Origin of the sequence: Micromonospora sp. WMMD730, assembly GCF_049178955.1 — a bacterium.
Lineage (GTDB): Bacteria > Actinomycetota > Actinomycetes > Mycobacteriales > Micromonosporaceae > Micromonospora > Micromonospora wenchangensis.
Genome location: NZ_JBMHML010000002.1, coordinates 5515610 through 5541168, shown reverse-complemented (window position 1 = coordinate 5541168; position 25559 = coordinate 5515610). Strand labels below are relative to the sequence as shown.

The following is a 25559-nucleotide window of genomic DNA, read 5'->3' as shown; positions in this document are numbered from 1 at the left end:
CGGGGAGGACGCGTGCTCGTACTGCTGCTCCTCCACCTGGTGGCGGCGCTCGTCGCGCCGCTGCTGGTCCGCTGGTGGGGCCCGCGCGCCTGCTACCCGCTGGCACTGGTGCCCGCCGCCGCCCTCGGCTGGGCCCTGACCCGCACCCCGGCGGTCCGCGACGGCGGCGCGGTCGTCGAGACGTACCACTGGATCGGCCAGCTCGACCTCGACGTGGCGCTGCGGATGACGACGCTGTCCTGGCTGATGACCCTGCTGGTCGGTGGGGTCGGTGCGCTCGTCCTGGTCTACTGCGGCCGGTACTTCGCGCCCGGCGCGGTGGGCCTGCCCCGGTTCGTCGCGGTGCTGGTCGCCTTCGCCGGGGCCATGCTCGGCCTGGTCCTCTCCGACGACCTGCTGCTGCTCTACGTCTTCTGGGAACTCACCACCGTCTTCTCCTACCTGCTCATCGGGCACAGCACGGAGCGCCGCTCCAGCCGCTGGGCGGCGGCCCAGGCGCTCACCGTCACCACCCTCGGCGGCCTGGCCATGCTGCTCGGTTTCCTGATCCTCGGCGGGCACGCCGGCAGCTACCGCTGGTCGGAGATCGCCGCCGCGCCACTGCCCGGCGGCGGGACGCTGGTCGCCGCGGTGCTGCTGATCCTGACCGGCGCGCTGGCCAAATCGGCGATCGTGCCGTTCAACGGCTGGCTGCCGGTGGCGATGGCCGCACCCACCCCGGTCAGCGCCTACCTGCACGCGGCGGCGATGGTCAAGGCCGGCGTCTACCTGATCGGCCTGCTCGCCTCGGTGCTCGCGGACACCGGCCCGTGGCGGCCGGTGCTGCTCACCCTCGGCCTGGTCACCATGCTCGCCGGCGGCTGGGCGGCGCTGCGCCAGTGCGACCTGAAGCTGCTGCTGGCCTACGGCACGGTCAGCCAACTCGGCCTGCTGACCGTGACGATCGGCACCGGCAGCGCCGACGCCGCGCTCGCCGGGGTCGCGATGCTGCTCGCCCATGCCCTGTTCAAGGCCGCCCTGTTCCTCGTCGTCGGCATCATCGACCACGACGTCGGCACCCGCGACCTGCGGGAACTCTCCGGCCTCGGCCGCCGGGCCCCGGCGCTGGCGGTGGTCGCCACGCTCGCCGCCGCCTCGATGGCGGGCGTGCCGCCGCTGCTCGGCTTCGTCGCCAAGGAGGCGGTCTTCACCGCCCTGGCCACCCGTCCGGTGGTGCTCGTCGGTCTGGTCCTGGGCACCGTGCTCACCGTCGCCTACAGCATCCGCTTCCTCTGGGGCGCCTTCGCCACCCGCCCCGGCACCCCCGAGGCCGCCCCGGAGCCGGTCCCGCTGCCGATGCTCGCCCCACCCGTCCTGCTCGCGATCGCCGGGCTGGTCGCCGGCCCGGCCGCCGCCGCGCTGAACGGCCTGCTCGACCCGTACGCGGAACTCTTCGGCCCGCCGCACGACACGCTCGCCCTCTGGCACGGCCTGACCCCCGCCCTCGGCCTGTCCGTGCTGGCCCTGGCCGGCGGGGCCGTGCTGCACGCGGTACGCGGCCCGCTCGCCCCGGCGCTGGCCCGGTGGAAGCTGCCGTTCACCGGCAACCAGGGGTACGAGTGGGCCACCCACCGGTTCGACCGGCTCGCCATCGAGGTCACCGGGGCCACCCAGCGCGGCTCGCTGCCGCTGTACCTGGGCACCGTCCTGCTGGCCCTGGTGCTTGTGCCGGGCGCGGCCCTGCTCAGCACCAGCCCGTGGCGAACCCGGATCGCGGTCTGGGACAGCCCGCTGCAACTGGTGGTGGGGCTGGTCATCGGGGTCGCGGCGCTCTTCGCGGTCAACGCCCGACGGCGGCTGACCGCGATGCTGCTGGTCGGGGTGACCGGCTACGGCACCGCCATGCTGTTCGTGCTCCACGGGGCACCCGACCTGGCGCTGACCCAGTTCCTGGTGGAGACCGCCACCATCGCCGTGTTCGTGCTGGTGCTGCGCCGGTTGCCGGAACGGTTCTCGGCCCGCCCGCTGCGCCGCAGCCGGTGGGCCCGCCGGGTGCTCGGCGTCGCCGTGGGCGTGGTGCTGGCCGGACTGGCGCTGGTCGCGTCCGGTGCCCGGACCGCCGTGTCCGTCTCCACCGCCTTCCCGGCGCTCGCCGTCGCCGAGGGGCACGGCCGCAACGTGGTCAACGTGACCCTGGTGGACATCCGGGCCTGGGACACCATGGGCGAGATCGCGGTGCTGGTGGTGGCCGCGACCGGGGTGGCCAGCCTGATCTTCGAGCGGTCCCGCACCGGGCCGCGACCGCGTCGGGTGGAACCCGCCACCGCCGGCCACGGCGACCGGGCGGTGTGGCTGCGCGGCGGAACCACCCTGCACGAGCGCCGGCGGTCCATCGTCTTCGAGGTGGTGACCCGGCTGCTGTTCCACACGATCGTGCTCTTCTCGCTGTTCCTGCTCTTCTCCGGCCACAACGCGCCGGGCGGCGGCTTCTCCGGTGGCCTCGTGGCGAGCCTGGCGCTGGCCGTGCGCTACCTCGCCGGTGGCCGGTACGAACTGGCCGAGGCGGCCCCGGTGGGGGCGGGCACGGTGCTCGGCGCGGGCCTGGCGATCGCCGTCGGCGGGGGCGTGGTCTCCCTGCTGACCACCGGCACCGTGCTCGCGAGCACCCGGGTCGACCTGCCGCTGCCCGGCCTCGGCGGGCCGTACCTGGTCACCTCGCTCTTCTTCGACATCGGCGTCTACCTGATCGTGGTGGGGCTGATGCTGGACATCCTGCGCAGTCTCGGCGCCGAGATCGACAGGCACATCGAGGCGGCCGGCAAGTCCGACCGGGGGCTCGTCGTCGACCACGAGGGGGACCGGCGGTGAGGGACGGCGGGGCGGGCCCGACGCTGGTGCTGGTGATCGCCGTGGGCGTGCTCACCGCCACCGGGGTGACCCTGCTGCTGGAGCGCAGCCTCACCCGCATCCTGCTCGGCGTCATCCTGCTCGGCAACGGGGTGAACCTGCTCATCCTGGTCGGTGGCCGCTCCGGCGGTGCGCCGGTGGTGGGCGCCGGCCCGGACGACGCGATGAGCGACGCGCTGCCGCAGGCGATGGTGCTCACCGCCATCGTGATCACCTTCGGGCTGACCGCCTTCCTGGCCGCCGTGGCGTACCGGAGCTGGTATCTCGGCGGCGACGACGAGGTCCAGGACGACGTGGAGGACCAGCAGATCGTCGCGCTCGCCGCCCGCAACGAGGTGCCCAACGCCGACCTCGGCGGCGAGGGGCCCGGCGACGACCCCGAACAGGTGGACCCGGAACCGCCGCGCCGACCGGGCGGCATCCGGTGAACCGCCTCGTGCCGCTGCCGGTGGTGGTGCCGCTGCTCGGGGCCGCCCTCACCCTGATCCTGGTCAGCCGGCCCCGGTTGCAGCGCACCGTCAGCGTGGTCGCCCTCGCCACCAACCTGGTGGTCGCGGTGCTGCTGCTGGTGCGGGCCCACCGGGACGGGCCGGTGGTGACCGAGGTGGGCGGCTGGCCCGCGCCGGTCGGCATCGTGCTGGTCGCCGACCAGCTCGCCGCGTTGATGCTGGTGGTCTCGTCGGCGGTCACGCTCTGCGTGCTGTTGTACTCCATCGGCCAGGGCCGCGCCGAGACCAGCGAGTCCGCGCCGGTGAGCATCTACCACCCCACCTACCTGGTGCTGACCGCCGGGATCACCAACGCGTTCCTCGCCGGTGACCTGTTCAACCTCTTCGTCGGGTTCGAGATCCTGCTCGCGGCGAGCTTCGTGCTGATCACCCTGGGCGGCACCGAGGCCCGCATCCGCACCGGTTCGACGTACGTGGTGGTCAGCATCCTGTCCTCGATGGTCTTCCTGACCGCCGTGGGACTGGTGTACGCGGCCACCGGCACCCTCAACATGGCGCAGCTCGCCGGCCGGCTCGACGCCCTGCCCGATGGCGTACGGCTGGCGTTGCAGTTGATGCTGCTGCTCGCCTTCGGCATCAAGGCGGCGCTCTTCCCGCTGTCCGCCTGGCTGCCGGACAGCTACCCGACCGCCCCGGCGCCGGTCACCGCCGTCTTCGCCGGCCTGCTCACCAAGGTCGGCGTCTACGCGATCATCCGGACCGAGACGTTGCTCTTCCCCGGTGGCGCGGCGTCCACCCTGCTGATGGTGGCGGCCGGACTGACCATGGTGGTCGGCGTGCTCGGCGCGGTCGCCCAGTCGGACATGAAGCGGCTCTTCTCGTTCACCCTGGTCAGCCACATCGGCTACATGATCTTCGGGGTGGCGCTGGGCACCACCGCCGCCCTCTCCGGCGCGATCTTCTACGTGGTGCACCACATCACCATCCAGACCACCCTGTTCCTGGTCGCCGGCCTGGTCGAGGAGCGGGCCGGCAGCACCGACCTGCGCCGGCTCGGCGGGCTGGCCCGGATCGCCCCGCTGCTGGCGGTGCTCTACTTCGTCCCCGCGATGAACCTGGCCGGCATCCCCCCGTTCTCCGGCTTCCTCGGCAAGGTCGGCCTGCTCGAGGCCGGGGTGGCGCACGGCGGCGTGCTGCCCTGGGTGCTGGTCGTCGCCGGCACGCTGACCAGCCTGCTCACCCTCTACGCCGCCTCCCGGGTGTGGAACATCGCGTTCTGGCGGGCCCCGCAGCTCGCCACCGCCGACCCGGTTCCCCGGCTGCCCGCGCTGATGATCGGGGCGACCGCCGCCCTGGTGGTGCTGGGGCTGGCGCTCACCGTCGCCGCCGGCCCGCTGTTCCAGGTCACCGCCGACGCCGCCGACGACCTGCGGCTGCGTACCCCGTACGTGCGGGCCGTCCTGCCCGGCGGCCCGTCGTGACCGGCCGGACGCGCCGCCGGGCCGGTACGCCGCCGCCGCGTACCGGACGCCGCCGGGACCAGCTCATCGCCCTCGGCTGGCTGGTCGTGGTCTGGAACCTGCTCTGGGGGAGCTTCTCCCCGGCCAACCTGCTCGCCGGCCTGCTGGTCGGCGGGGCGGTGCTGGTGTTCTTCCCGCTCCCGCCGGTCTCCTTCGGCGGTCGGCTGCGGCCCCGGGCGCTGCTCCGGCTCGCCGGGGTGTTCGTCGTCGAGCTGGTCAGCGCCAGCATCCACGTCGCCGCCATCGCCGTACGCCCCGGCTTCCGCCCGCGCGGCGCGATCATCGGGGTGCGGCTGCGAGTCCGCACCGACCTGAACCTGGCGCTCACCGCCGAGCTGCTCTCCCTCGTGCCGGGCACCCTGATCGTCGAGGTCGACCGGGATGCCGGCGTCCTCTACGTGCACGTGCTCGACGTGCGGTCCCCGGCCGACCTGACCGGCAGCCGGGACCGCATCCTCGCCGTCGAGGAACGGATCGTGCGGGCCATCGGCTCCGCCGCCGAGCTGCGGCAGCTCACCACCGAACCCACGGAGGCCCCGTGACCGTCGTCCTCGCCGTCGTTCTGACCGTGCTGCTGTCGACCACCGCGCTGCTGGCGTTGGCCCGGATCTACCGGGGCCCGTCGCTGCTGGACCGGGTCATCGCCGCCGACCTGCTGCTCGCCACCATGCTCGGCGCGGTCGGGGCGGAGGCGGCGGTGAACCGGCACGCCACCACGCTGCCGGTGCTGGTGGTGCTCTCCCTGCTCGGCTTCGTCGGCTCGGTCGCCCTGGTCCGCTTCGCCGCCCGGGAGGAGCCGTGACCCGGCCCGCCCCGGGGTCGGGCCGTCACCCCGGGCCCGTCCACGACCGGTCGCCGGTCCGCCACCGCACGCCGGGTCGAGGCCGGCTGCCGGGTTCCGGCCGGATCGCGCCGGTTCCGGCCGGGGGAGGGCGGCCGTGAGCGTGGGTACGGTGATCGACTGGCTGGGCGCCGTCGCCCTGGTCTCCGGGGCGCTGCTCAGCCTCGCCGCCGGGATCGGCGTGCTGCGCTTCCCGGACGTGCTGGACCGGATGCACGCCGCCACGAAACCGCAGGTGCTCGGGGTGCTGCTGTTGCTGCTGGGGCTGGTGCTGCGGCTGCGTACCGCCGCGGACCTGGGCATGATCCTGCTGGTCGGGGTCTTCCAGCTGGCCACCGCCCCGGTGGCCGCCCAGATGATCGGCCGGGCCGCCTACCGGTCCGGCCGGGTCGACCGCAGCCTGCTCGACGTGGACGAACTGGCCGGGGACCCGCCCCGGACCGGTGAATAGGGGACGAGCAGGAACTTTGTCCCCACCCTCAGCGGGCCCCCAGCAACCGCCGATAGAATTGCGGCATGATCGACTCTTCTGCCCAGGAGGGCAGCAGTAGCCAGCCGGGTCGTGCCCGGCAATCCCCCGCCCCGACGTCCACGGGAGCCCTGAGCGACCCGTGTTGATCGTCGTCGGCCTCGCACTCATCATCGTTCTCACGGCCGCCACCGGCTACTTCGTAGCCCAGGAGTTCGGCTACGTCGCCGTGGACCGGGGCAAGCTCAAGCAGCTCGCCGACGACGGCGACGCCAAGGCCGCCCGCGCCCTGGAGGTCACCGGGCGGCTGTCGTTCATGCTCTCCGGTGCGCAGCTCGGCATCACCGTGACCGCCCTGCTGGTCGGTTACGCCGCCGAACCCTACCTCGGTGCCGGGCTGGCCGAACTGCTCGGCGGCGCCGGCGTCGCAACCGGCGTCAGCCTGCCGCTGTCGGTGGCGTTGGCGCTGGTCATCGCCACCGTCGTGCAGATGGTCCTCGGAGAGCTCGCCCCCAAGAACCTGGCCATCGCCCGGCCCGAGACGTTGGCGCGGGCGCTGAGCCGGTCAACCCTGATCTACCTGAAGATCGCCGGGCCGCTGATCACGCTCTTCGACCGGGCCTCCGTCCGGCTGCTGCGCCGGGTCGGCATCGAGCCGATCGAGGAACTGCCCAGCGGCGCCACCCCGGCCGACCTGGAGCAGATCATCGCCGAGTCCCGGGAGGAGGGGCACCTCGACGCCGAGATGTCCGACCTGCTCGACCGGGGTCTCGACTTCCGGGAGCTGACCGCCGGGGAGGCCATGGTGCCCCGGGTCGACGTGCACACCATCCGGTCGCACGAACCGGTCAGCCGGGTGGTCGAGCTGCTCGACACCGGTCACTCCCGGTTTCCGGTACGCGGCGTCGACGGCGTCGACGACCTCGTCGGCGTGGTCGGCATCGCCGACGTGCTCGGGGTGCCGCCGGCCGAGCGCGCCACCACCCCGGTCAGCGCGGTGGCCGTACCGCCGCTGCTGGTGCCGGAGACGTTGCCGCTGCCCACGGTGCTGGACCGGCTGCGCTCGGGGCACCGGCAGCTCGCCTGCGTGGTCGACGAGTACGGCGGCTTCGCCGGTGTGATCACGCTGGAGGACATCGCCGAGGAGCTGGTCGGACCGATCCGCGACGAGGACGACCCGCCCGAGCCGGCCCCGATCCGGCAGGAGGACGGCTCCTGGGTGGTGCCGGCCCGATGGCGGATCGACGAGGTCGCCGACAGCACCGGCATCGCCCTGCCCGAGGCTCCCGAGTACGACACCCTCTCCGGGCTGGTCATGCGGGAGCTGGGCCGGGTGCCCGAGGTGGGGGACCGGCTGGAGATCAGCCTGCCGGTCGACCACGACGAGCCGGCGGAACGGCCGACGGCCCTGGTCGAGGTGCTCGCCGTGGACCGGCACGTGGCCGACTCCGTCCGGCTCACCCTCGCCGGTGACCAGGGTGCCGACGGGGAGCCCCGGGCCACCACCGGCGCGGGCGACCAACGCCGCGCCACGAACGTCCGCGCCACCGGCACCAGGGGCGACCGACGCGGCGGCGGGAACGCCCGTGCCACCGGCGGTGCCGAGGTTCGCGTCACCCCGGGTCGGGAGGAGCGGTCATGAGCCCCACCGTCGCACTGCTGGTGTCGGTGCTGCTGCTCGCCCTCAACGGTTTCTTCGTGGCCGCCGAGTTCGCCCTGGTGGCGGCCAAGCGCTACCGGTTGGAACAGACCGCCGCCACCGGCAGCCGGGCCGCCCGCGCCGCCCTGGACGGGGTACGCGAGCTGTCCCTGATGCTGGCCGGCGCGCAACTCGGCATCACCCTGTGCACCCTGGGCCTGGGTGCGCTCGCCGAACCGGCGATTGAACACCTGATCAGCCCGCTGCTGCACACCGTCGGCCTGCCGGAGGCGGCCAGCCACGTCGTCGCGTTGATCTTCGCGCTGGGGCTGGTGACGTTCCTGCACCTGGTGGTCGGCGAGATGGCCCCGAAGTCGTGGGCCATCACCGACGCCGAGCGCTCGGCGACGCTGCTGGCGCTGCCGTTCCGGGCCTTCGCCCGGGTCGCCCGCCCGGTGCTGTCCGTGCTCAACGCCCTGGCCAACGCGATGCTGCGGCTGGTCGGGGTGCAGCAGCAGGACCAGCTCGCCCAGGTCCACGGCCCGGACGAGCTGCGCATCCTGCTCGAACAGTCCCGCGAGCACGGGCTGCTCGGTGCCGAACAGCACCAGATGCTGACCAGCATGCTGGAGTTGCAGGGCACCACCGTCGCGCAGGTGATGGAACCCTTCGACCAGATCGTCACGGTCCACCGCAACGACACCGCCGAGCGGATCGAGCAGGTCAGCCGGGACAGCGGCCGGTCCCGGCTCGCCGTCCTCGACGACGGCGGTGAGGTGTGCGGCCTGGTGCACGTACGGGAGGCGGTCCGGGCCGTCACCACCAGCCGGGCGGCCACCGCCGCCGAGCTGATGACCCGGTCGTTCACCCTGCCGGCCACCTCCTCGGTCACCGAGGCGGTCGCCGCGATGCGCGCCGACCAGGCCCAGTTGGCGCTGGTCCGCAACGGTGGCGGACCGACCCGGCCGATCGGTTTCGTGGCACTGGAGGACCTCCTCGAAGAGGTCATCGGCGAGTTCGACGACGAGACCGACCCGATCCCGCGGGGCCGCCGGATGCGGTGACGGTCGTCCCGCCCGTCGTTCTACAGGATCGACCCAACGGGGGCGATGTGGTGGTGTCGGAGAGGAGTTGACACCGCTACATCGCCCCATCGCGTCGAACAACAAGGCCGCTCCGCCCCCGCCCGGTCGGTGTCCGGGTGGAGGAGTGCCGGGTCGGTGAGCGGGAAACCGCACGGTCATGCGGTTGACTGGGGTGTCCCGGGAATCCGGTGTGACCGGGTTGTCGGTGAGTACCACCCTCACCAATCCGAGCACCCGCCCCGGGCTGCGGCTACCGGGGCGGGTGACCCTCAGCGCCGGGTCGCAGGACGTGCCGATCCGGCACGTACGGCTGGGTCTGGTGGCGACCGCCGAACCGGAGGACCCCCGGTCGCCCCGTCGCCTCGTCCAGTACCACCAGGTGCCGGTGGGGGGACGGTTCGTCGTACCGGCCGGGCGGCGGCGGGCCATCGACTTCGCCGTGCCGCTGCCGTGGGAGACCCCGGTGACGATCTTCGGCGGGGTGCCGTTGATGAGCCTGCGCACCGGGCTGCGTACCGAGGTGTCGGTGGACCCGGAACTGGAGCAGGGCGCGATGGTGCCGGTCTTCGTCCATCCGCTGCCCACCCAGCAGCATGTGCTCGCCGCGCTGGACACGTTGGGTTTCGTCCTGCGGCAGGCGGGTCTGGTGTCGAGCCGGCTGCCGGGGGTCGCGCAGACCCTGCCGGTGCACCAGCGGCTCGGTTACTGGGTCGCCCCGCTCTACGCCGGCCCGATCACCGAGCTGGAGCTGATCTTCGTGACCAATTCCGCCGGCCTGGAGGTGCTGCTCTGGATGGACCGGCGGCTGTCGTTGACCGGGATCAGTCACCAGAGCATCAGCCGGTTCCGGGTCTGGCACACCGGTGCCGACCAGCAGGACTGGGTCACGGTGGTGGACGGTTGGTTGCGTGCGGCGATCGACCGGCACGCGGCGGCGGCCTCGGACGCGCACTGGTCGGCCCGGATCACCGAGTCGGCCCACGTCAGCCGACAGCCCGACGAACCGGTGCGGCCGGGCTTCGGGTTGGGTGGCACCGCCGGGAGTGGGGGGATCGGCAGCGGGGGCGGGGGTGGTGACGGCACCTGACCCACCGGCCGCGGCGGGCGGGTCAGGTGCCGTGTGTCGTGTGCGGGGTGGGGCGGGTCAGACCGAGGCCGTGGCGAGCTTGATGCCGAAGCCCAGGAAGAGCATGCCGACGCCGGTGGTGGCGCCGGCGGCCAACCGGCGACGCTGCCGGAACTGGGCGGCCAGGAAGGTGCCCGCGAAGATCAGCGCGGTCAGGTAGAGCGCGCTGGTCACCTGGGCGATCAGCCCCAGCAGCAGGAACGACAACGCCGGCCAGGCGTAGCCGGGGTCGACGAACTGGATGAAGAACGAGATGAAGAAGAGGATCGCCTTCGGGTTGAGCAGGCTGATCACCAGCGCCTTGCGGAACGGGCTGTGCAGCGCCTCCGGCTCGGCGGCGTCGATCAGTCGGGGTGTCGCGGGGTTGTTGCGGTCGCGCCACCGCCGCCAGGCCCCCCGCAGCATGGTCAGCCCGACGTAGCCCAGGTAGGCCGCGCCCGCGTACTTGATCACGAGGAAGAGCGGCGGATACGCCTTGAGCAGCGACGCCACCCCGGCGGCGGAGAGGATCATCAGCACCGAGTCGCCGAGGAAGACCCCGCCCGCCGCCCGGTAGCCGGTCGCCACGCCGCGCTTGGCGGCGGTGGAGAGCACGAAGAGGGAGTTCGGCCCCGGAAGCAGAATGATCGCCACGGTGCCCAACACGTACGTCCAGATGTCGGTGATGCCCAGCACGCCCGTCATCCTCGCTCCGCCGGTGCCGAACGGCGAAGCCATTCCCGCAGCCTGGCCTGTGCGTTCGGCCACTCGTCGACGGTCATGGCGTACTGCACGGTGTCCCGCCAGGAGCCGTCCGGGCGCTGCCGGTGCATCCGCAGCACGCCCTCCCGGGTCGCGCCGAGCCGGGCGATCGCGGCCTGCGACCGGGTGTTGCGGATGTCGGTCTGCCAGACCACCCGCACCGCCCCCAGATCGTCGAACGCGCGACCGAGCAGCAACAGCTTGGCCTCGGTGTTGACCGCGCTACCCCACCAGGGGCGGCCGAGCCAGGTGTATCCGATGGTGACGCAGCGCCTCGCCGGGTCGATGTCGTAGTAGGAGGTCGACCCGATGACCGCGCCGGTGCGGGCGCAGCGCTGCACCCACGGGACCCGTTCGCCGCGTCGCCGGGCGTCCAGCGCGGTGGTGACGACGGCTCGCATCGCGGCCGGGTCGGTGGGCGTCGGGTGGCTCAGGTGGGCCCAGACCTCCGGCTCGGCGGTGGCGGTGAAGAGGTCGTCGGCGTGCGCCGCGGTGAGCGGTTCCAGCAGCACGTGCTCACCGCGCAGCGGCACCGGCTCGTACCACGGCGAGGTGGTGGCACCCGCCCCCGACGGCCCGGTGGCCTGGGCTCCCGGCGCGGTGGCCCGGGCTCCCGGCGCGGTGGCCCGCGCTCCCGCCTCGACGGGCCCGGCGGCGTCGGACGGGCCGGTGAGGTGCGCCGGACCAGGGCGTGCCGGTCCGGCCGGCTCCCGCACCGGAGTGCCGGTGCCGGACAGGTAGGCCGGCAGTGGGGCGGCCACCCCGGTGTCGGGCTCCGGCGGGCCGGCGACCTGCCGCAGCGGCACCACCCCGGCCCAGTACGGCAGGTCGAGGTCGGCGGGTTCGTCGCGGACCCCGCCGGTGCGGGTCCGCACCGACACGTCGTGCAGCGGCAGCGCCAGGACGGCCGTCTCGGCCAGCTCCCGCCGGCTCGGTGGGCGGCTGTCGGCGGCCCGCCCGGCGGCGGCCTTCTCCACCAGGGCGGTCAGCACCGTGCGCTTGTCGTCCTCGTCGGTCACCAGGTGGGCGGTGCCGTGGGCCACGACCGAGCGGTAGTTGGCGCTGTGGTGGAACTGGGAACGGCCGAACACCAGCCCGTCGAGCAGGGTCACGGTGACGCAGACCGGCAGCCCGGCGTCGCCCCGGGCGGCGAGCAGCGGCCGGCTGCCGGTGGAGCCGTGCAGGTAGAGGGTGTCACCGACGCGGACGTGCAGGGTGGGCAGCAGTCGAGGCTCGCCGTCGACCACGAACCCCAGCACGCAGTGGTAGGCCTCGTCCAGCACCGCGTGGGTGGTGGCCCGGTCGTAGCTCATCCGGTCCCGGCTGCGGTTGGCGGTGGTGCGTGCGGTCGGCGCGTACATGTGACATCCCGCCTTTGTTCTAGTACGATCCTGAAACTGTGGCAGCACATTATCAGATCCTCGGGTCCACGTCCGCCGCGATTTCGGCGAGCGTGGAAACCGGCATCCGCAGCGGCGCGCTCGCCGCCGGTGACGCGTTACCGCCCGTCCGCGCCCTCGCCACCGCGCTGTCGGTCAGCCCGGCCACCGTCGCCCGCGCCTACCAGGAGCTGCGCCAGCGGGGTCTGGTGGTCACCGCCGGCCGGCACGGCACCCGGGTGCGGCCCCGGCCGCCGGTCGCCCCCCGGCGCGCCGCGCACGCTCCGGCCCCGGCACCCGGCACCCGGGACGTGTCCCACGGGCAACCCGACCCCCGGCTGCTGCCGCCGCTCGGCCCGCACCTGGCCGCGTTGGCCGACACGGTCGGCCCGCCCGTCGGGTACGCCACGACCGGTGTGCACCCCGCCCTGGCCGAGGCCGCCCGCTCCCGGCTGGCCGCCGATGGGGTGCCCGCCGACGAGTTGACCCTCACCGGGGGCGCGCTCGACGGCATCGAACGGCTGCTCGCCACCCACCTGCGCCCCGGCGACGCGGTGGGCGTGGAGGACCCGGGCTGGGCCAACCTGCTCGACCTCGTCGCCGCGCTCGGGTTGCGGCCGGTCGGCTTCCCGGTCGACGACGAGGGGCCCGTCGTGTCCGGGGTGCACGACGCCCTCGCCCTCGGGGTGCGGGCGCTGGTGGTGACCAGCCGGGCGCAGAATCCGACAGGCGCCGCCGTCTCCGCCGGCCGGGCCGGGGAGTTGCGGGCCCTGCTCGCCGGCCGCCCCGACCTGCTGCTGATCGAGGACGACCACGCCGCCGAGCTGTCCCGGCTGCCGGTGCACCCGCTGGCCGGTGCCACCCCGACCTGGGCGTTCGTCCGCTCGGTGAGCAAGCCCTACGGGCCCGACCTGCGGCTGGCGGTGCTGACCGGTGACGAGGTGACGGTGTCCCGGGTGGCCGGCCGGGCCCGGGTGGGGGCCGGCTGGGTCTCCACCGTCCTGCAACGGCTCGTCCTGTCGCTCTGGCACGATCCGGCCACCACCGCCCTGGTCGACCGGGCCGCCGACGCCTACGAACGTCGCCGCCGGGGGCTGCTCGCCGCGCTCGCCGACCGGGGCGTGGCGGGGCACGGCCGCAGCGGCATCAACGTCTGGTTGCCGGTGCCCGACGAGACCGCCACGGTCACCGCGCTACGCGACGCCGGCTGGTCGGTCGCGCCCGGTGGTCTCTCCCGGCTCGGCAGCCCGCCCGCCGTCCGGATCACGGTCAGCGCGCTCGACGACGCCGACCTCGTACCGCTGGCCGACGCGGTGGCGGCGGCGGTCCGCCCCGCCGGCCCGGTCCGTTTCACCGCCTGACCCGCACCGTCGGCCCACTCCCGCTCCGCTGCCCGGGGGTCGGCTCCGGCGGCGCGATCAACCCCGCCGGGCGTACGAAGACCTTCCGGCGGGAGACCGCGTCGCCGGCCGCGTCCAGTTGGTAGCCCTCCAACCAGACCCATCCGTCGTACGTGGGCCAGTCGAGCACCCGGATGACCCGCAACCGGATGGGCCGGAGGAACTGCACGCTGGCGGCGCTGGTCACGTACACCAGGTCGCCGGCCCTCACCGGCCGCCCCGGTCCCGTCGGGCGCGCAGCTCCCGCTGGACGCGCCGGTCCCGCCAGGCACGCAGCGTCGCGCCCGCGTCGGCGAGGCGGGTGCACGAGCCGTCCGGCCGGCACCGGGAGCAGGCGTTGCGGTGGTGGAAGTCGACGACGTAACCGGCCATCACCACGGCGAACGGTGGCTCGCCGGATCGCGGCTCAGGCATCGGGCCAGCACCCCCGGTTGGGCCGGCCGGAACGGCGCGCGCCCCACCTCACCTCGGGGACCTGTCGACGCGGCGCGGCCCGCCGGCCGGCGGGGGAGTGCCGCCCGGCAGGCGCCGTCGGGGGCAGGGGCCTGGCCCGTTGTGCGACGTCAATGGGCTCAGCCGGCCGGCGGAACCACTTGCAACGGGACATGCCGAACGCTCCTGACGCTAGGGGTTTACGTGACGTAAACCTTACATCCGAAGAGCGAGTTGGGTATAGAGTCTCCGCTTCTGGAAGCGTGCGCATGCTGTATCCGTAGCGTCTGACGGGTGGAAGTAGCGTTGATGGGTGCGGCAGAGATCCAGGAACGCCTGGGCGTCTCCCGGCAGCGCGCCTACATCCTGATCAACCGACGGGACTTCCCGGCTCCGGCGGCGACCCTCAGGATGGGCAACGTCTGGCTCAAGTCCGATGTGGAGGCGTGGATCGCCGAGAAGCGTCCGCACCTGCTCGAAAGCGACGAGGAAGCGTAAGGATCCCGGGCTGACGGGACGCCCGGCGGGTCCCTCGTGGACTCCCGACACGACCGGGTAGAACAGTCGCCATGGCCGAGCAGACCGACGCACCCGGTGCCCAGCAGTTCATCCCGCCACAGGCCGGCACACTTGCCGAGCTGCGGGCCGCAGCCGCCGGTTGCCGGGGCTGCGAGCTGTACCGGGACGCCACCCAGACCGTCTTCGGCCGGGGCGACGAGAGCGCCCGGGTGGTCTTCGTCGGCGAGCAGCCAGGCGACCTGGAGGACCAGCACGGGCTGCCCTTCGTCGGTCCGGCCGGCCGGCTGCTGCGCCGGGCGGTCGACGACGCCGGTCTCGACCCGGCCCACCTCTACATCACCAACGCGGTGAAGCACTTCCGGCACGAGTTGCGCGGCCGGCGTCGTATCCACCAGACCCCGGACCGGGTGCACATCGTCGCCTGCCGGCCGTGGCTGGTCGCCGAGTTCGCCCGGCTCCGCCCCGACCTGGTGGTGGTGCTCGGCGCGACGGCGGCGAAGGCCCTGCTCGGCCCGACGTTCCGGGTCACCCGGCAGCGCGGCGAACTGCTGCCCTGGCCCGCCGCCGCCGAGCACCCGGAGGATTTCACCCGGGTCCCGGTGGACCGCGCCGGCACGGTCGCCGACGCGCCCGCCGCCCGGGTGCTCGCCACCATCCACCCGTCGGCGGTGCTGCGCGCCGACAACCAGGACGTCGCCTACCGGGGGCTGGTGGACGACCTCACGGTCGCCGCCCGCGTCCTGACCGGCTGACCGCGGGGCCGCGCGCCCGGGAACTCCGGCCGTGCCCGACCCCGGCCGACCCCGGAACTCCCGGCCGGGCCCGACTCCGGCAACCCCGGCCGGGCCCGACCCCGGAACTCCCGGCCGGGCCCGACTCCGGCAACCCCGGCCGGGCCCGACTCCGGCAACCCCGGCCGGGCCCGACTCCGGCAACCCCGGCCGGGCCCGACTCCGGCGTGTCCGGGAACCCCGGTGCGGGCGGGGGGTCGACTGCGCGAGGATTGCCTCCCCGGACCAGGAGCTGCGATGACCGTCGACCTGCGCGTGCCCGCCCGGCCCGACGTCGCCTCGATCCAGCGGCGTACGTTGCGGCTGCTCGTCGCCACCCAGACCATCGGTGGGGTCGGGGTGGCGATCGGAATCTCCGTCGGGGCGCTGCTGGCGGCCCGGGTCGCCGGCACCGCCGTGGCGGGGCTGGCGCAGAGCTGCGGGGTGGTCGGCGCGGCGCTGCTCGCCGTACCCGTCACCCGGATCATGAACGGGCACGGCCGGCGGCCGGGGCTGGTGGTGGCCTACCTGACCGGGGCGGTCGGGGCGCTGCTGGTGGTGCTCGCCACGGTCACCGGCGGGGTGCCGCTGCTCTTCCTCGGGATGCTGCTGTTCGGCGGCGGCACGGCGGCCAACCTCCAGGCCCGCTACACGGCGGTGGACCTCGCCGAACCGGCCCGCCGGGGCCGGCAGCTCTCCCTGGTCGTCTGGGCCACCACCATCGGCTCGGTGGCGGCGCCCAACTTCGCCGCGCTCGCCGACCGGGTCACCCGGTCCTGGGGGCTGCCGTCGCTGGCCGGCCCGTTCGCGTTCAGCGCCGTCGCGTTCGGCCTGGCTGCGGTCGTACTGCTGCTGTTGCTGCGGCCCGACCCGCTGCTCACCGCGCGGCGGCTCGCGGCGGCCGAGGCGGGTGCGTCGCCCGGGGCCGCCACCCCGGCGACGACCGCGCCGGGCGCACGGCCGGAGGGCATGCGGGCGGCCTGGCGGGTGGTGCGCCGCCGGCCGGCCGCGCGGCTGGGCATCGCCGCCGTCGCGGTCGGCCACCTGGTGATGGTCGCGGTGATGGCGATGACCCCGGTACGCCTCGGCGAGTCGCACTCCGACGCGGACGTGCTGCGGGTCGTCGGCATCGTGCTGAGTGTGCACATCGCCGGCATGTACGCGTTCTCGCCGGTGGTGGGTTGGCTCACCGACCGGTGGGGCCGGCGCGCGGTGATCCTCGTCGGCGTCGGCACCCTGCTTTCGGCGTGCGCGGTGGCCGGTACCGCCGGGCACCACACGCCGCGCCTCTCGGTCGGCCTGGCCCTGCTCGGGCTGGGCTGGTCGGCGACCATGGTGGCCGGCTCGACGCTGCTGTCCGAGGCGGTGCCGTCCCGGGTACGCCCCAGCGTGCAGGGGCTCTCCGACCTGACGATGGGGCTGGCCGGGGCGGGCGCGGCGGCGGCCAGCGGGTTTGTCATGCGGGTGGCGGGTTATCCGACCCTGACCCTGCTGGCGGCGATCGCGGTGGTGCCGCTGGTGGCGCTAGCGTTGCGTCGGGTGCCACCGGCGGTGCCCGACGAGGAGGAGTGATCACGTGCGGTTGACCGACTTCTGGACCCGGCTGGACGAGGCGTTCGGGTCGGGCTACGCGACCAGCATCGCCAGCGACCAGGTGCTCTCCCAACTCGACGGGCGGACCATCGAGCAGGCCCTCGCGGCCGGCGAGCAGACCCACGTGGTGTGGCGGGCGGTGGTCGCCGCGTACCCCGACCGGGTGCCGGCGCGACTACGCTGAGCTGCCGTCGAACCCCGTCCGCGTGTCGCTTGCCGACTCGTACACCTGTTCGGCTATTGTCCACAGCGGGGTGCTCGTCCACAGCTCGCGGCCCGTCGGCTGGTTTTCTGTCGGACCCAGCGCCTAGCGTGTCCGCGTGACGCGAAGCTCAGGAAAGACGCCGGCGAAGGCAGGAGTGGCAAACATGGCCGCAGGGCCCGACCGGGAGAAGGCACTCGACCTTGCTCTCGCTCAGATCGACAAGCAGTTCGGCAAGGGGTCGGTGATGCGGCTGGGCGAGCGCCCAGTCGTCCAGACCTCGGTCATCCCGACCGGTTCCATCGCGCTCGACGTGGCGCTCGGCGTGGGTGGCCTGCCCCGGGGCCGGGTCGTCGAGATCTACGGCCCCGAGTCCAGCGGTAAGACCACGGTCGCCCTGCACGCGGTGGCCAACGCCCAGCGGGCCGGCGGCATCGCCGCCTTCGTCGACGCCGAGCACGCGCTCGACCCCGACTACGCCAAGGCGCTCGGCGTCGACACCGACGCCCTGCTGGTCTCCCAGCCGGACACCGGCGAGCAGGCGCTGGAGATCACCGACATGCTGGTCCGCTCCGGCGCGATCGACATCATCGTGATCGACTCGGTGGCGGCCCTGGTGCCGCGCGCCGAGATCGAGGGTGAGATGGGCGACAGCCACGTCGGTCTCCAGGCCCGGCTGATGAGCCAGGCGCTGCGGAAGATCACCGGCGTGCTCAACAACACGGGCACCACGGCGATCTTCATCAACCAGCTCCGCGAGAAGATCGGCGTCATGTTCGGCTCGCCCGAGACCACCACCGGTGGTAGGGCGCTGAAGTTCTACGCCTCGGTCCGGCTCGACGTGCGCCGCATCGAGAGCCTCAAGGACGGCACCGACGTGGTCGGTAACCGCACCCGGGTCAAGGTCGTGAAGAACAAGGTCGCCGCGCCGTTCAAGCAGGCCGAGTTCGACATCATGTACGGCAAGGGCATCTCCCGCGAGGGCTCGCTGATCGACGTCGGCGTGGAGCAGGCGATCATCCGCAAGTCCGGCGCCTGGTACACCTACGACGGTGACCAGCTCGGCCAGGGCAAGGAGAAGGCCCGGGAGTTCATGAAGGAGAACCCGGACGTGGCCGCCGAGATCGAGAAGAAGATCCTGGAGAAGCTCGGGGTCGGGGTCGGCGCGGGTGACGCCGCCGGTGGCCCTGAGCTGCCGCCTGTCGACTTCTGACCGGTCGCCCCCCGATGGCAGGACGACGCGCCCGCACGGGGCGGGGGTGGGACGCCTCCCCACCCCGCGCGGGTGCCGACGACCCCTCCCGCACCGATGCCGACGATCCGACCCGGGCCGGTGGCACCCGCCCCCGTCGGGGTCGCCGGGGACGGGCCGACGAGGACGCGCCGGGGCAGGTCGAGCCGACCCCCCGGGACGAGGGCGAGCTGGCCCGGGAGATCTGCCTGCGGCAGCTCGCGGTGCGCCCGCGTACCCGGGCCGAGCTGGCCGGGGCGCTGGCGAAGAAGGGCATCTCCGACGAGGTGTCCGCCCAGGTGCTCGACCGCTACGACGAGGTCGGCATCATCGACGACGCGGCCTTCGCCCGCGCCTGGGTATCCAGCCGGCACAACGGTCGCGGGCTGGCCCGCCGGGCCCTGGCCAACGAGCTGCGCCAGCGTGGCGTGGACGGCGAGGTGGCCAGCGAGGCGCTCGGCGAGTTGGACGAGGAGACCGAGGCGCAGACCGCCCGCGCCCTGGTCGACCGGAAGCTTCGGACCGCCCGGGGCGAGCCCGACGCGGTGTTCCGCCGGCTGGTCGGCATGCTCGCCCGCAAGGGTTATCCGCCCGGGGTGGCGATCCGGGCGGTGAAGGACGCCCTGGCCGCCCAGAGCGCCGAGGCGGCCGAGTTCGCCGAGCAGATCGACGCCGACGCGCTGGCCGACGCCGAGGGCGAGCGGGGCTGACCGTGTGGAAGGCGTCCCTCAACGGTGCACGACGGCGCGACGAGCATCCCGCCGTGCCGCTGACCGCAGCCGAGCTGGCCGCCGACGCGGTCCGCTGTGCCGCGCTGGGGGTGGCGGCGGTGCACGTCCATCCCCGGGACGCCGACGGTGCCGAGTCGCTGTCGCCGTTGGTGATCTCCGAGGCGGTGACCACGATCCGCGCCGCCCGGCCGGGGCTGCCGGTGGGGGTGAGCACCGGCGCGTGGATCGCACCCGACCCGGCCGACCGGGTCGCCGCTGTCCGTGCCTGGTCGGTGCTACCCGACTTCGCCTCGGTCAACGCCCACGAGGACGGTGCCGAGGCGGTCGCGGCGGCGCTGCACGAGCGGGGTGTGCTGGTCGAGGCCGGCCTCTGGACGGTGGACGCGGTCCGCGCCTGGCGGGGCTGGCGGGTGCCCGCCGGGCGGGTCCTGGTCGAGTGCCTGGCCGACGAGCCGGACCGGGCGCTGGCCGACGCCGCCGACATGCTCGCCCTCCTCGCCCCCGGCGATCCTCCGGTGCTGCTGCACGGCGAGGGGCCGGCGACCTGGCCGGTGCTCCTGGAGGCGCTCCGCCGGGGCCTGGACACCAGGATCGGTCTGGAGGACACCCTGCGTCTGCCGGACGGCTCACCCGCCCCCGACAACGCCGCCCTGGCGGGCTGCGCCCGCGCACTGGGTGCCCGCTGACCCGACCGGGTCCGGCCCCACCACTGCGGATTTTTGGGATTTTTGCAGCGCCGTGTCCGGATTTGGATCACCAGTGGGTGACGTTGCCAACTCTCTCCGTTCGGGGGGTTTGATCATGAGTTCTTGACCGAACGGCCTCCCGCGACCTAGCCTCGCCATACAGGCTCACTTTGCCCGACCAAGCGCAGGCTAAGCGCACAACATAGATCGCGTAACAGAACCGCATCACTTTGGCCAGCTCCACCGGCCTTGACGGTCCCTCCGGACAGCCGGTCCGGAGCCGACCCGACAACTGCACCCGGCTGTCGGCGATGCCGCATGGGCATCGCCGACGGAGAGCTATCCCCACGGCCAGCCGCTCGGTCGGGCGTCCGGAGCCGCAGAGGTGGCGTGCCCGTCGGCACGGTTCCCCTGCGGCGTAGACGTTTGGGGAGGCGCGACCATGGCTGGTCGGCACAGGGACCGGGGGTCCCCAGGAGGTGGTGGCGCGCACGGTCGCGCCGGCACGGTGTTGCGGCCCACCGGCCCGGGTGACGGGACGCCGGCATGAGCACCTTCGACGTGGTGCTCCTGATCGTCGTCGGGCTCCTCGCCCTCGTCGTGGTCGGCGTCGTCCTGGTCGGCGTACGGGCGCTGCGCCGGATCGGCACCGCCCCCGCCCCGGACGATCCCGCCTTCATCGCGGAGAAGGACCGGCAGGAACAGTCGCTGGCCGCGCTGCGCAGCGCCGCCGACGAGGTGAACAGCACCATCGACGTGGCGAAGTCCGCCGCCTCGGCGGCGCGGGCCGAGGCAGCCGGGGCCAAGGCGGAGGCGAAGTCGGCCCGTGCCGAGGCCCGCCGGGTCCTCGACGACGCCCGCGCCGAGGCGGACACCGTCCTGGAGCGGGCGCACAAGCAGGCCGAGGCGGACGCCGAGCAGTTGCGGGCCAGCGCCCGGCGCAGCGGTGAGCGTGAGGTGGCGGTGCTCGCCGCGACGACGCGGGAGCAGGCGGCCGAGGTGGAACGCCGGGCCGCCCGGATGGACGAGCGGGAGCGGCTGCACACCGAGGAGGTGGAGCGGCTGGCCGAACGGGAGCGGCAGCTCACCGCCGCCAGCGCCGCGCTGGCCGAGCGGGAGGCGGCGGTCACCGCCCGGGAGGCCGCCCTGACGGTGGCCGAGGAGCAGCGCCGGCGGGAACTGGAACGCGTCGCCGGGCTCACCGCCGACTCGGCCCGCACCGAGCTGATCGAGGCGATCGAGACGCAGGCGAAGCGGGAGGCGGCGCTGCTGGTGCGGGACATCGAGTCCGACGCCCGCAACACCGCCGAGCAGCGCGCCCGGCACATCGTGGTGGACGCCATCCAGCGGGTGGCCAGCGAGCAGACCGCGGAGAGCGTGGTCAGTGTGCTGCACCTGCCGGGGGACGAGATGAAGGGGCGGATCATCGGCCGGGAGGGGCGCAACATCCGCGCCTTCGAGTCGGTGACCGGGGTCAACCTGATCATCGACGACACCCCGGAGGCGGTGCTGCTGTCCTGCTTCGACCCGGTGCGCCGCGAGGTCGGCCGGCTCACCCTGGAGAAGCTGGTCCTCGACGGGCGCATCCACCCGCACCGGATCGAGGAGGTGCACGACCTGGCCCGCCAAGAGGTGGAGGAGCTGTGCCACCGGGCCGCCGAGGACGCCCTGGTCGAGGTCGGCATCACCGAGATCCACCCCGAGCTGGTCACCCTGCTCGGCCGGCTGCGCTACCGCACGTCGTACGGGCAGAACGTGCTCAAGCACCTGGTGGAGACCGCGCACATCGCCGGGATCATGGCCGCCGAGCTGCGGTTGGACGTGCCGACGATCAAGCGGTCGGCGTTCCTGCACGACATCGGCAAGGCGCTCACCCACGAGGTGGAGGGCAGTCACGCCATCATCGGTGCCGACCTGGCCCGCAAGTACGGCGAGAGCGAGGACGTGGTGCACGCCATCGAGGCGCACCACAACGAGGTGCCGCCGCAGACCATCGAGGCGGTCCTCACCCAGGCCTCCGACGCGTGCTCGGGCGGGCGGCCGGGGGCCCGGCGGGAGAGCCTGGAGGCGTACGTCAAGCGGCTGGAACGGATCGAGGAGATCGCCGCCGGCAAGATCGGCGTGGAGAAGGTCTTCGCGATGCAGGCGGGCCGGGAGATCCGGGTGATGGTCAAGCCGGACGACGTCGACGACATCGGCGCGGCGGTCCTCGCCCGGGACGTGGCCAAGCAGATCGAGGAGGAGCTGACCTACCCGGGTCAGATCCGGGTGACAGTGGTCCGCGAGTCCCGGGTCACCGAGATCGCCCGCTGACCCCGTACGACAGCGAGGGCCGGCCCGGAGATCCGGGCCGGCCCTCGCTGTCGTACGGGGTGGTTCAGATGCCGCCCGCGCCCTCCGCCTGGGAGGCGAGCGCGGCGGCCGGGGGCGGCGGGGTTGCCTTCCCGACGGACTTGCGGCCCCGAGAGAGCCGGCGCTGGACGAACTGGGCCAGCTTCGACAGCGAGTAGTTGGCCAGGATGAACAGCGCGGCGATCACCACGTAGACCTGGATCGGGTTGTCCAGCACGCCGATGAGCTGCTTGCCGATGTTGAGGGTCTCCTCGTAGCTGATGATGAAGCCCAGCGAGGTGTCCTTGAGCACCACGACGAGCTGGCTGATCAGCGCCGGCAGCATGATCCGGAACGCCTGGGGCAGCAGGATCATCCGGGTGGTCTGGGCGGGGGAGAGGCCGATCGCGGCGGCGGCCTCGGCCTGGCCGCCGGGCAGCCCCTCCATGCCGGAGCGCAGGATCTCGGCGATGACCACGGAGTTGTAGACGGTCAGGCCGATGACCAGGTACCACAGCGAGTCGAAGGAGATGCCGAACTCGGGGAAGCCCCGGGCCACGAAGAAGATGGTGAGCACCACCGGCAGACCCCGGAACACCTCGACGCAGACCCGGGTGACCGCCGAGAGCACGGCGCTCAGCCCGCGCAGCAGGTAGGCCACCGGGGTGGCCATCCCGGTGAAGCGTCGCCGGGTGAGGCTCTTGAGCTGGATCCGCAGCACCGCGAGCAGGGTGCCGACCACCAGCGAGGCGACGATGGCCAGCGCGGCGGCGGTCAGGGTGTTCTTCAGCCCGAAGCCGATCCGGTCCCACACCTGGGAGAAGTTCTCGTTGGAGGGGTCGACCAGCGGTCCCCACAGCTCCATCGAGAACTGACCCTTGTCGTCCAGCGGACGGTAGATCAGGAAGTACGCCCCGACGGCCAGCAGCACGGTGGCGACGATGCTGCTGATCAGGGTGATCCGGCGTTGGCGCGGGCCGGGGACGTCGTACAGGACGCTGGTCTGCTGACTCATCGGGCCACCGCCTGTCGCTTCTCCAGCCGGTCGAGCAGTGCGCCGAGCGGCACGGTCATGATCAGGTAACCGATCGAGATGCCGATGGCGACCGGGATGAAGGCGTAGCCCTCGGCGGAGGTGAGCTGGTCGGCGGTCTGGGACAGGTCGCCGACCACGCCGAAGAAGCCGATCAGCGCCGAGTTCTTGATCATGGCGATGATCACCGAGCCGAGCGGCACCACCGACGCCTTCCAGGACTGCGGCAGCACCACGTGCCGCAGGTTCTGGCCGAAGGTCAGGCCGAGCGACCGGGCGGCCTCGGCCTGGCCCGGCGGCACCGCGTTGACCCCGGAGCGCAGCGCCTCGCAGACGAAGGCGGCGGTGTAGAGCACCAGGGCGATCAGCGCGAAGCGGAAGTACGGCAGGTCGGTGCCGAGCCGGGTGAAGAGCGAATCCAGCACCGGGACGCGCAGGAAGTCGGCGTTGGAGCCGAGCGCCGGCAGGCCGAAGGCGGCGAAGAACATCACCACCGTCAACGGCATGTTCCGGAAGACGTTCACGTACGCGGTGCCGACGGCGCGCAACGGCGGCACCGGCGAGATGCGCAGCACCGCCACGACGGCGCCCAGGATCAGGGCGCCGATCGCGGCGAGTACGCAGATCTGGAGGGTGAGCCAGAAACCACCCGCGAAGACGTCGAACTTGTCGATGAGCACACTCACGGGTCGGTGTTCCTCCCCACCCTCCAGATCGAGGTCAGATCAGTAACGGTTGACGGTGGGCGCGCTGCCCAGCTCCGCGCCGAACTTGCCGGCGGTGTCGTCCCACGCCTTCTTCCAGCTGCCGTCGTTGAACGCCTTCTCCAGCGTGTCGTTGACGAAGTTGCGGAAGTCGTTGTCCTCCTTCTTCACCCCGATGCCGTACGGCTCCTTGGTGAAGTTGTCCCCGGCGAGCTTGAACGACGCCTCGTCCTTGGCGACGTAGCCGAGCAGGATCACGTTGTCGGTGGTGACGGCGTCGACCTGACCGCCCTTGAGGGCGTCGCGGCACTTGTCGTAGGTGTCGAAGAGCACCAGCTGGGTGGCGACGTCCTTGACGTACTTCTTGATCTCCTCGGCCGGGGTGGACCCGGTCACCGAGCAGACCTTCTTGGTGCCGTCCTTGAAGGAGTCCGGCCCGGTGATGGTGGTGTCGTCCTTCTTGACCAGGATGTTCTGGCCGGCCTCGTAGTACGGGCCCGCGAAGGCGATCCGCTCCTTGCGCTTGTCGTTGATCGTGTAGGTCGCCGCGACCAGGTCGACGGTGCCGTTGACGATGACGTCCTCACGGACCTTCGACGGCGTCTCGACGTACTCGATCTTGTCCTCGGGGATGCCCAGCTCCTTGACGATGAGCTTGGCGATCTCGACGTCGAAGCCCTCCGGCTTGCCCGACAGGCCCTTCTGGCCGAAGCCGGGCTGGTCGAACTTGGTGCCGACCTTGATCTTCTGCGCCTTGTTGAGCTTCTCCATGGTGCTGCCGGCGGCGAAGGACTTGCTGCCGGCGCCGGTGCCCTCGTCGGCGTCGTCGCCACCGCAGGCGGCCATGCCGAGCGCCAGAGTAGCCGCCGCGGCGACTGCCGCCACGCGCTTCATACGCATACTGAACTCCTTCTTCGTCGGAATGCACCGGTGACCGGCGCGCTCCACTACGGACGCCTAGTGCGTGAGGATCTTGGAGAGGAAGTCCCGGGCCCGCTCGCTGCGCGGGTTGGCGAAGAACTCCGTCGGCGGGGCGTCCTCGACGAGCTGCCCGTCCGCCATGAAGATCACCCGGTTGGCGGCGTGCCGGGCGAAGCCCATCTCGTGGGTCACCACCACCATCGTCATTCCCTCGCTCGCCAGCGAGGTCATCACGTCGAGCACCTCGCCGACCATCTCCGGGTCGAGCGCGCTGGTCGGCTCGTCGAAGAGCATCGCCTTGGGCTGCATGGCCAGCGCGCGGGCGATCGCCGCCCGCTGCTGCTGGCCGCCGGAGAGCTGGGCCGGGTACTTGTCGGCCTGGTTGGCGATGCCGACCCGGTCGAGCAGGGCCAGGCCGCGCTCGCGGGCGGCGGCCGGCTTCTCCTTGCGGACCTTGACCGGCCCGAGGGTGACGTTCTCCAGGATGGTCTTGTGGGCGAAGAGGTTGAACGACTGGAAGACCATGCCGACCTCGCTGCGCAGCTTCGCCAGCGCCCGCCCCTCGGCCGGCAGCGGCCGGCCGTCGAAGGTGATCGTCCCGTCGTTGATCGGCTCCAGCCGGTTGATCGTCCGGCAGAGCGTCGACTTGCCCGAGCCGGACGGCCCGATCACCACCACGACCTCGCCCTTGCCCACCGAGAGTGACACGTCGTCGAGCACGTGCAGGGGGCCGAACCACTTGTTGACCTTGTCCAGCACGATCAGCGGTTCGCCGGTCGCCACGTCGTCCACCGTCCCTGTCGTCGTACCGGAAAGCGGGGTCGGTCGACCCCCGGTTGGGCCACTGTAGGCGGGGCGGCGTGGCGGATCG

General features: G+C 73.0%; 25 protein-coding genes and 1 pseudogene. 18 read left to right on the top strand and 8 right to left on the bottom strand.

Features of this window, described 5'->3' with window-relative positions; genetic code table 11:
* Positions 1–12 precede the first annotated feature (12 nt).
* The 9 genes and pseudogenes from ACN265_RS23450 (at position 13) to ACN265_RS23410 (ending at position 9976) form a co-directional block, all read left to right on the top strand.
* Complete coding sequence (locus ACN265_RS23450; RefSeq protein WP_421409535.1) at positions 13–2847, top strand: Na+/H+ antiporter subunit A; 2835 nt, start codon at positions 13–15, stop codon at positions 2845–2847.
* Entirely contained in the window at positions 2844–3314 is a 471-nt protein-coding gene (locus ACN265_RS23445; RefSeq protein WP_204923923.1) for a Na(+)/H(+) antiporter subunit C, read from the top strand. Before ACN265_RS23450 ends, ACN265_RS23445 begins: the two co-directional genes overlap by 4 nt.
* The gene (locus tag ACN265_RS23440) at positions 3311–4816 is read left to right on the top strand and encodes a Na+/H+ antiporter subunit D (RefSeq protein ID WP_420115666.1); all 1506 of its coding nucleotides are present in this window, start codon (positions 3311–3313) and stop codon (positions 4814–4816) included. The genes ACN265_RS23445 and ACN265_RS23440 overlap by 4 nt, the downstream gene beginning before the upstream one ends.
* Positions 4813–5397 (top strand): Na+/H+ antiporter subunit E, encoded by a 585-nt coding sequence (locus ACN265_RS23435; RefSeq protein ID WP_421409532.1) that lies wholly within the window; start codon positions 4813–4815, stop codon positions 5395–5397. Before ACN265_RS23440 ends, ACN265_RS23435 begins: the two co-directional genes overlap by 4 nt.
* Positions 5394–5657 (top strand): monovalent cation/H+ antiporter complex subunit F, encoded by a 264-nt coding sequence (locus tag ACN265_RS23430; RefSeq protein WP_204923926.1) that lies wholly within the window; start codon positions 5394–5396, stop codon positions 5655–5657. The genes ACN265_RS23435 and ACN265_RS23430 overlap by 4 nt, the downstream gene beginning before the upstream one ends.
* A gap of 142 nt (positions 5658–5799) precedes the next feature.
* A complete protein-coding gene (gene mnhG / locus ACN265_RS23425; RefSeq protein WP_420115670.1) occupies positions 5800–6147 on the top strand; it encodes a monovalent cation/H(+) antiporter subunit G in 348 nt (115 codons plus the stop codon).
* Between the two features lie 160 nt (positions 6148–6307).
* A pseudogene (locus tag ACN265_RS23420) lies at positions 6308–7660 on the top strand (hemolysin family protein); the annotation flags it as partial.
* A 143-nt stretch (positions 7661–7803) separates the two neighbouring features.
* The gene (locus tag ACN265_RS23415; RefSeq protein WP_204923927.1) at positions 7804–8868 is read left to right on the top strand and encodes a hemolysin family protein; all 1065 of its coding nucleotides are present in this window, start codon (positions 7804–7806) and stop codon (positions 8866–8868) included.
* Between the two features lie 178 nt (positions 8869–9046).
* Positions 9047–9976 carry a sporulation protein gene (locus ACN265_RS23410; protein WP_421409529.1) on the top strand — a complete coding sequence of 310 codons (930 nt, stop codon included), beginning with the start codon at positions 9047–9049 and terminating at the stop codon, positions 9974–9976.
* A 57-nt stretch (positions 9977–10033) separates the two neighbouring features.
* Here the strand turns inward: ACN265_RS23410 and leuE are convergent, their stop codons facing one another.
* Together leuE and ACN265_RS23400 are read right to left on the bottom strand one after the other, a co-directional pair.
* A complete protein-coding gene (leuE, locus tag ACN265_RS23405; protein WP_420117428.1) occupies positions 10034–10699 on the bottom strand; it encodes a leucine efflux protein LeuE in 666 nt (221 codons plus the stop codon).
* Positions 10696–12117: a GNAT family N-acetyltransferase gene (locus tag ACN265_RS23400; RefSeq protein WP_421409526.1), complete on the bottom strand. Its 1422-nt coding sequence runs from the start codon at positions 12115–12117 to the stop codon at positions 10696–10698. Before ACN265_RS23400 ends, leuE begins: the two co-directional genes overlap by 4 nt.
* A gap of 38 nt (positions 12118–12155) precedes the next feature.
* Here ACN265_RS23400 and ACN265_RS23395 point away from each other — a divergent pair, with 38 nt between their 5' ends.
* The gene (locus ACN265_RS23395) at positions 12156–13496 is read left to right on the top strand and encodes an aminotransferase class I/II-fold pyridoxal phosphate-dependent enzyme (protein WP_421409524.1); all 1341 of its coding nucleotides are present in this window, start codon (positions 12156–12158) and stop codon (positions 13494–13496) included.
* Here ACN265_RS23395 and ACN265_RS23390 read toward each other — a convergent pair.
* Together ACN265_RS23390 and ACN265_RS23385 are read right to left on the bottom strand one after the other, a co-directional pair.
* The gene (locus ACN265_RS23390) at positions 13486–13746 is read right to left on the bottom strand and encodes a hypothetical protein (protein ID WP_421409522.1); all 261 of its coding nucleotides are present in this window, start codon (positions 13744–13746) and stop codon (positions 13486–13488) included. The genes ACN265_RS23395 and ACN265_RS23390 overlap by 11 nt on opposite strands.
* A complete protein-coding gene (locus ACN265_RS23385) occupies positions 13743–13949 on the bottom strand; it encodes a hypothetical protein (RefSeq protein WP_421409520.1) in 207 nt (68 codons plus the stop codon). Before ACN265_RS23385 ends, ACN265_RS23390 begins: the two co-directional genes overlap by 4 nt.
* Before the next feature lie 312 nt (positions 13950–14261).
* Here ACN265_RS23385 and ACN265_RS23380 point away from each other — a divergent pair, with 312 nt between their 5' ends.
* The 8 genes from ACN265_RS23380 (at position 14262) to rny (ending at position 22012) form a co-directional block, all read left to right on the top strand.
* Positions 14262–14465 carry a helix-turn-helix transcriptional regulator gene (locus tag ACN265_RS23380; protein ID WP_420115820.1) on the top strand — a complete coding sequence of 68 codons (204 nt, stop codon included), beginning with the start codon at positions 14262–14264 and terminating at the stop codon, positions 14463–14465.
* Positions 14466–14536: 71 nt separating this feature from the next.
* Positions 14537–15238 (top strand): UdgX family uracil-DNA binding protein, encoded by a 702-nt coding sequence (locus ACN265_RS23375; protein WP_420115821.1) that lies wholly within the window; start codon positions 14537–14539, stop codon positions 15236–15238.
* 276 nt (positions 15239–15514) lie between these two features.
* Complete coding sequence (locus ACN265_RS23370) at positions 15515–16828, top strand: MFS transporter (protein ID WP_421409516.1); 1314 nt, start codon at positions 15515–15517, stop codon at positions 16826–16828.
* 4 nt (positions 16829–16832) lie between these two features.
* The gene (locus tag ACN265_RS23365; protein ID WP_204923937.1) at positions 16833–17033 is read left to right on the top strand and encodes a DUF3046 domain-containing protein; all 201 of its coding nucleotides are present in this window, start codon (positions 16833–16835) and stop codon (positions 17031–17033) included.
* Between the two features lie 184 nt (positions 17034–17217).
* On the top strand, positions 17218–18264 hold the full coding sequence (gene recA, locus ACN265_RS23360) for a recombinase RecA (protein WP_088647146.1): 1047 nt from the start codon (positions 17218–17220) through the stop codon (positions 18262–18264).
* Positions 18265–18278: 14 nt separating this feature from the next.
* The gene (locus ACN265_RS23355) at positions 18279–18992 is read left to right on the top strand and encodes a regulatory protein RecX (protein WP_420115824.1); all 714 of its coding nucleotides are present in this window, start codon (positions 18279–18281) and stop codon (positions 18990–18992) included.
* Positions 18993–18994: 2 nt separating this feature from the next.
* Positions 18995–19699 (top strand): 3-keto-5-aminohexanoate cleavage protein, encoded by a 705-nt coding sequence (locus tag ACN265_RS23350; RefSeq protein ID WP_421409513.1) that lies wholly within the window; start codon positions 18995–18997, stop codon positions 19697–19699.
* Positions 19700–20245: 546 nt separating this feature from the next.
* Entirely contained in the window at positions 20246–22012 is a 1767-nt protein-coding gene (gene rny / locus ACN265_RS23345; protein ID WP_420115826.1) for a ribonuclease Y, read from the top strand.
* Between the two features lie 64 nt (positions 22013–22076).
* Here rny and ACN265_RS23340 read toward each other — a convergent pair whose 3' ends face one another.
* The 4 genes from ACN265_RS23340 to ACN265_RS23325 are packed head-to-tail and all read right to left on the bottom strand — an operon-like array spanning position 22077 to position 25480.
* The gene (locus tag ACN265_RS23340; protein WP_420118747.1) at positions 22077–23045 is read right to left on the bottom strand and encodes an amino acid ABC transporter permease; all 969 of its coding nucleotides are present in this window, start codon (positions 23043–23045) and stop codon (positions 22077–22079) included.
* On the bottom strand, positions 23042–23749 hold the full coding sequence (locus tag ACN265_RS23335; RefSeq protein WP_421409511.1) for an amino acid ABC transporter permease: 708 nt from the start codon (positions 23747–23749) through the stop codon (positions 23042–23044). The genes ACN265_RS23340 and ACN265_RS23335 overlap by 4 nt, the downstream gene beginning before the upstream one ends.
* A 39-nt stretch (positions 23750–23788) precedes the next feature.
* On the bottom strand, positions 23789–24667 hold the full coding sequence (locus tag ACN265_RS23330; protein WP_421409509.1) for a glutamate ABC transporter substrate-binding protein: 879 nt from the start codon (positions 24665–24667) through the stop codon (positions 23789–23791).
* 57 nt (positions 24668–24724) lie between these two features.
* A complete protein-coding gene (locus ACN265_RS23325) occupies positions 24725–25480 on the bottom strand; it encodes an amino acid ABC transporter ATP-binding protein (protein WP_357758863.1) in 756 nt (251 codons plus the stop codon).
* Positions 25481–25559: the final 79 nt, after the last annotated feature.

Excerpts from the sequence above, each read along its gene's own strand:
- ACN265_RS23415 (WP_204923927.1), top strand. The coding sequence starts at position 7,804 with ATGAGCCCCACCGTCGCACTGCTGGTGTCGGTGCTGCTGCTCGCCCTC.
- ACN265_RS23410 (WP_421409529.1), top strand. The coding sequence starts at position 9,047 with ATGCGGTTGACTGGGGTGTCCCGGGAATCCGGTGTGACCGGGTTGTCG.
- leuE (WP_420117428.1), bottom strand. The coding sequence starts at position 10,699 with ATGACGGGCGTGCTGGGCATCACCGACATCTGGACGTACGTGTTGGGC.
- ACN265_RS23400 (WP_421409526.1), bottom strand. The coding sequence starts at position 12,117 with ATGTACGCGCCGACCGCACGCACCACCGCCAACCGCAGCCGGGACCGG.
- ACN265_RS23385 (WP_421409520.1), bottom strand. The coding sequence starts at position 13,949 with ATGCCTGAGCCGCGATCCGGCGAGCCACCGTTCGCCGTGGTGATGGCC.
- ACN265_RS23375 (WP_420115821.1), top strand. The coding sequence starts at position 14,537 with ATGGCCGAGCAGACCGACGCACCCGGTGCCCAGCAGTTCATCCCGCCA.
- ACN265_RS23370 (WP_421409516.1), top strand. The coding sequence starts at position 15,515 with ATGACCGTCGACCTGCGCGTGCCCGCCCGGCCCGACGTCGCCTCGATC.
- recA (WP_088647146.1), top strand. The coding sequence starts at position 17,218 with ATGGCCGCAGGGCCCGACCGGGAGAAGGCACTCGACCTTGCTCTCGCT.
- ACN265_RS23355 (WP_420115824.1), top strand. The coding sequence starts at position 18,279 with ATGGCAGGACGACGCGCCCGCACGGGGCGGGGGTGGGACGCCTCCCCA.
- rny (WP_420115826.1), top strand. The coding sequence starts at position 20,246 with ATGAGCACCTTCGACGTGGTGCTCCTGATCGTCGTCGGGCTCCTCGCC.
- ACN265_RS23340 (WP_420118747.1), bottom strand. The coding sequence starts at position 23,045 with ATGAGTCAGCAGACCAGCGTCCTGTACGACGTCCCCGGCCCGCGCCAA.
- ACN265_RS23330 (WP_421409509.1), bottom strand. The coding sequence starts at position 24,667 with ATGCGTATGAAGCGCGTGGCGGCAGTCGCCGCGGCGGCTACTCTGGCG.